Annotated in this window: 3 protein-coding genes; all 3 read right to left on the bottom strand. The window is 68.4% G+C overall.

Features of this window, described 5'->3' with window-relative positions; genetic code table 11:
- Positions 1 to 917 (bottom strand): ABC transporter substrate-binding protein (locus B1964_RS09425; RefSeq protein ID WP_253193940.1); only part of this gene is annotated, 917 nt, incomplete at its 3' end.
- A 65-nt stretch (positions 918 to 982) separates the two neighbouring features.
- Positions 983 to 2,218: a protein translocase subunit SecF gene (gene secF / locus B1964_RS09420; RefSeq protein WP_079929592.1), complete on the bottom strand. Its 1,236-nt coding sequence runs from the start codon at positions 2,216 to 2,218 to the stop codon at positions 983 to 985.
- Positions 2,215 to 3,988: protein translocase subunit SecD (secD, locus tag B1964_RS09415; protein ID WP_253193939.1), on the bottom strand; the 1,774-nt coding region annotated here is incomplete at its 5' end. The genes secD and secF, both read right to left, overlap by 4 nt.

Below are 3,988 nucleotides of genomic sequence, written 5' to 3'. Positions count from 1 at the left end.
CGTAGTCCGGCACCGGCGGTGGCCGCGGCCGACGTGGCGCCCGACCGCATCTCGTCGGCGCCGGCGACGAGACCCGCGGTGACGTCGGCGACGTCGTAGTCGCCGTCGGCGATGCGTCCGGCGGCGTCGCTGCTGCGGCCGAAGATCGCGATCCGTGAGGTGGCCGGCGGATCACCCCACCACTTGTCGTTGGCCACCAGCACCACTCCGCCGGATGTCGAGTAGCTCGCGATCTTGTACGGTCCGGCGGACGGGAAGCGCTCGGGGTCGAGGTCTCCCGGGGCGAGGTCGAAGCCGGTGTTCCAGGCCGTGGCGATGCGCGCGATCGCGGCGCGGTTGCCGGTGCGGATCGGGTCGGACACGTCGGGGACCCCGGCAGCGCGGGCCACCACCTGCGCCGGCAGCAGCGTGCCCGCGCCGAACAGCGAGGCCCAGTCGGAGGGGTCGCGTCCGGCGGCGAAGGTGACGGTTGCCGTCTTGTCTCCGGGCGCGCAGTCGACGGAGTCGATGTCGCGATAGCCCGCGGTGGTCGCCGGGGTGAACTGGCCGAATCGCCCGCTCATCGCCGCCCAGGCCAGCACGAGGTCGTCGCAATCCATCGCCGTGCCGTCGGAATACGTTGCGCGCGGGTTGAATTGGTACTTCAGGGACAGCCGGGCACCGGGCTCACGGATGACCGTACCGACATCACGGTCGGGGGTGACCTGTCCGGCGTCGCCGAGATAGCTGAACCCGGGGAGCACGCGCGTGAACGCCATCAGCACGCCGTCGGCGTTGCCGTTCTCGGTGTTCGCGTTGTAGCTGCGGATGTCGGCGTCGACGACGTAGTTGATCGTCGGAGGCGCATCGTCCCGGGAGCAACCGGCGATCAGCCCGGCACCCACCACCAGGATCACCACCAGGACTGCGGACCTCATCACCGGTGTGGTCGTGCCATGCCAACACCTGGATTGCCGACCTCTGGATGCCACGACTGCCGAGACTATCGCGCGCGACGCCGTTTCCCGCTCGGTGCCGTCGGGGTGTCGTCCTCGGCGGCTCCCCGACCGGTCGACGCCCGGGACGGACGGCGACGCGGCGGTGTGCTGCCGGCGTCCGGGTCCTGCCCGGCGGCGATGGCCGCGCGTCGATCCAGTACGCGGGCGGTGTGGCGGGCGATCTCACGACGCCGTTCCTTGAGCGTCACCAGCAGCGGGGTCGCGAGGAAGATCGACGAGTAGGTGCCGACCACGACGCCGACGAGCTGGATCAGCGCCAGATCCTTCAACGTGCCAACCCCGAGCAGCCACACGGCGATGACCATCAGCGCGATGATCGGCAGCACCGAGATGATCGTGGTGTTGATCGAGCGCATCAGGGTCTGGTTCACCGCGAGGTTGGCCTGCTCGGCGTAGGTGCGACGCGTCGTCTGCAGTACCGAACGGGTGTTCTCCGAGACCTTGTCGAACACGACGACGGTGTCGTAGAGCGAGAAACCGAGGATGGTCAGCAAACCGATGACGGTGGCCGGGGTGACCTCGAAACCGACCAGCGAATACACCCCGGCCGTGCAGATGATGTCGAAGAACAGGGTCGCCAGCGCGGCGATCGACATCTCCCGGTCGAAGCGCACCGCGATGTAGACGAAGACGATCACCAGGAACACGGCGAGGGCGAGCAACATCTTCTCGGTGATCTCACGTCCCCACGTGGAACTCACCTCGGAGATGCTGACGTCGGCGGCCTTGAGTGTCGGCGCATACGCGTCGGTGAGGGCGACGGTTACTGCGCGTGCCTGCTCGGCACTGAGCGCGTCGGTGCGCACCTGCACGGTTTCGCTCGACCCCGATCCGGCGGTCTGTACCGAATCCGGGGCACTGCCGAGCGCCTTGCCGACGATGTCCTCGACGGACTGGCTGGTGATGCCCTGCGACACCGGGATCGAGATCTGCGTGCCGCCCTCGAAATCGATACCGAAGGTGAACTGGCGCACGCCGATCGAGATGATGCCGACCGCGAGGATCAGCGCGGTCACGAGGTACCACATACGGCGTTTGCCGATGACCTCGAAGGCGCCGGTGCCGGTATAGAGGCGCGAGAGGAACGACCGGGAGGTGTCGGCGTGGAAGTCGGCATCACTGCCGGCGATCGTCACCGCCGTCGCGGTCGCGGTACCCGACTCCTCGCCCGTCGTCGTGCTGCCGGTCGGTGCGCCGGTGGTCCGATTGCTGCCGGTCATTTCGCCGATCCCTTCGTCGGACCAGAGGGGGTCGAGTCGGTTGATGTCGAGGCCGCGCCTGCCGGTGCCGCGCTTGCCGGCGTCTTGGACGGACTGAGGTTCGACACCCGTTCGGCCCGTGAGGTTCTGCGCGCTCGCGCGACCTCGCTGACCGCACCGAGTCCGTTGACCCGCGGTCGCGACAGGAACTCCGAGCGGCTGGCGAGCACGACGAGCGGGTGCGTGACCAGGAACACGACCACGATGTCGAGGATGGTGGTCAGGCCGAGGGTGAAGGCGAATCCGCGCACCTCGCCGACGGCGAGGATGTAGATGACCGCCGCGGCCAGGAAGCTGACGGCGTTACCCGACCAGATCGTGCGTCGCGCGCTCGCCCAGCCGCGCGGGACCGCGGACCGGAAACTTCGTCCCTCACGCATCTCGTCCTTGATGCGTTCGAAGTACACGACGAAGGAGTCTGCGGTCATACCGATACCGATGATCAGACCGGCGATACCGGCCAGATCCAGGGGGAACCCGATCCAGCGACCGAGCAGCACGATGATGCCGTAGACCATCACCAGCGACAGCAGCAACGACGCCACGGTGAGGAAGCCGAGCATGCGGTAATAGGCCAGCGCGTAGATCAGCACCGCGATCAACCCGATCGCACCGGCCAGGAGGCCGGCCCGCAACGAGGACAGACCCAGTGTGGCCGAGACGGTTTCGGCGTCGGAGGTGGAGAACGACAACGGCAGTGAACCGTACTTGAGCACGTTGGCGAGATCGGTGGCCTCGGCTTCGGTGAACGGCGAGCCGGTGATCTGGGTGGCCCCGCTGATCGCCTGGTTGATCACCGGCGCCGACACCACGCGGGTGTCGAGGGTGAACGAGGTCTGCTTGCCGATGTTGTTGGCGGTGTACTCCGGCCAGGTCGTCGCGGCGGCGCCCTTGTATTCGAGGCTGACGATCCACTCACCGGTCTGTGGGTCGGTGCCCGCACTGGCCGATTTCACATCCCGCCCATCGATGATCTCCGGCCCGAGCAGGTACACGGTCTTGCCGTCGGTGGAGCAGGCGACCAGGTATTCCTTCGGGTCGTCGTTGCCCAGCAGTGGGTCGTTGGCGCCGTTGGCGCAGTTCATCTTCGACATGTAGCCCTGCAGCGCCTGGGTGTTGGCGCCGGCGGGAGCCTGCCGGTTCTTCTTCTCCTGGGCGATCTGCGCGGCCACCTGGTCGGCGGGGAGTTCGTTGGAGTCCTGGGTGCGCGTGGTGTTGGGCGGCTGCGGCGTCGCCGGTGCCGAGGTCTCGACCGGACGCACGTACAGCCGGGCGGTCTGACCCAGCGATTTCGCCTGGGAGCCGTCCTGGCCGGGCACGGTGATGACCAGGTTGTTCCCGCTGACCACGACCTCCGAGCCGCTCACGCCGAGCCCGTTGACGCGCTGCTCGATGATCTGCTTCGCCTGGTTCAACTGGTCGCGGGTCGGCGCCTGGCCGTTGTCGGTGCGGGCGGACAGCGTCACGCGGGTCCCGCCCTGCAGGTCGATGCCCAGCTTCGGTTCGGGCGAGCCGCCACCGGTGAGGAAGACGAGGAGATAGACGAGGGCGAGGAGCGCGACGAACGCCGTCAGCGGCTGCCACGGCGGGATCTCGATCGACGACGAGCGGCCCGGCGGACGGCGCCGGGTGCCCTTCTTCGATCCCCCCGCCGACCGCGATCGGGTCGATTGGGCCGGCGCCTTCCGCCCGCCGGGACCCGCCGTCCCGGTCGAATCGGCGGCGGGTCCC

This window comes from Gordonia sp. i37, assembly GCF_002043085.1.
Lineage (GTDB): Bacteria > Actinomycetota > Actinomycetes > Mycobacteriales > Mycobacteriaceae > Gordonia > Gordonia polyisoprenivorans.
This window is presented reverse-complemented; position numbering and strand designations above follow the sequence as displayed.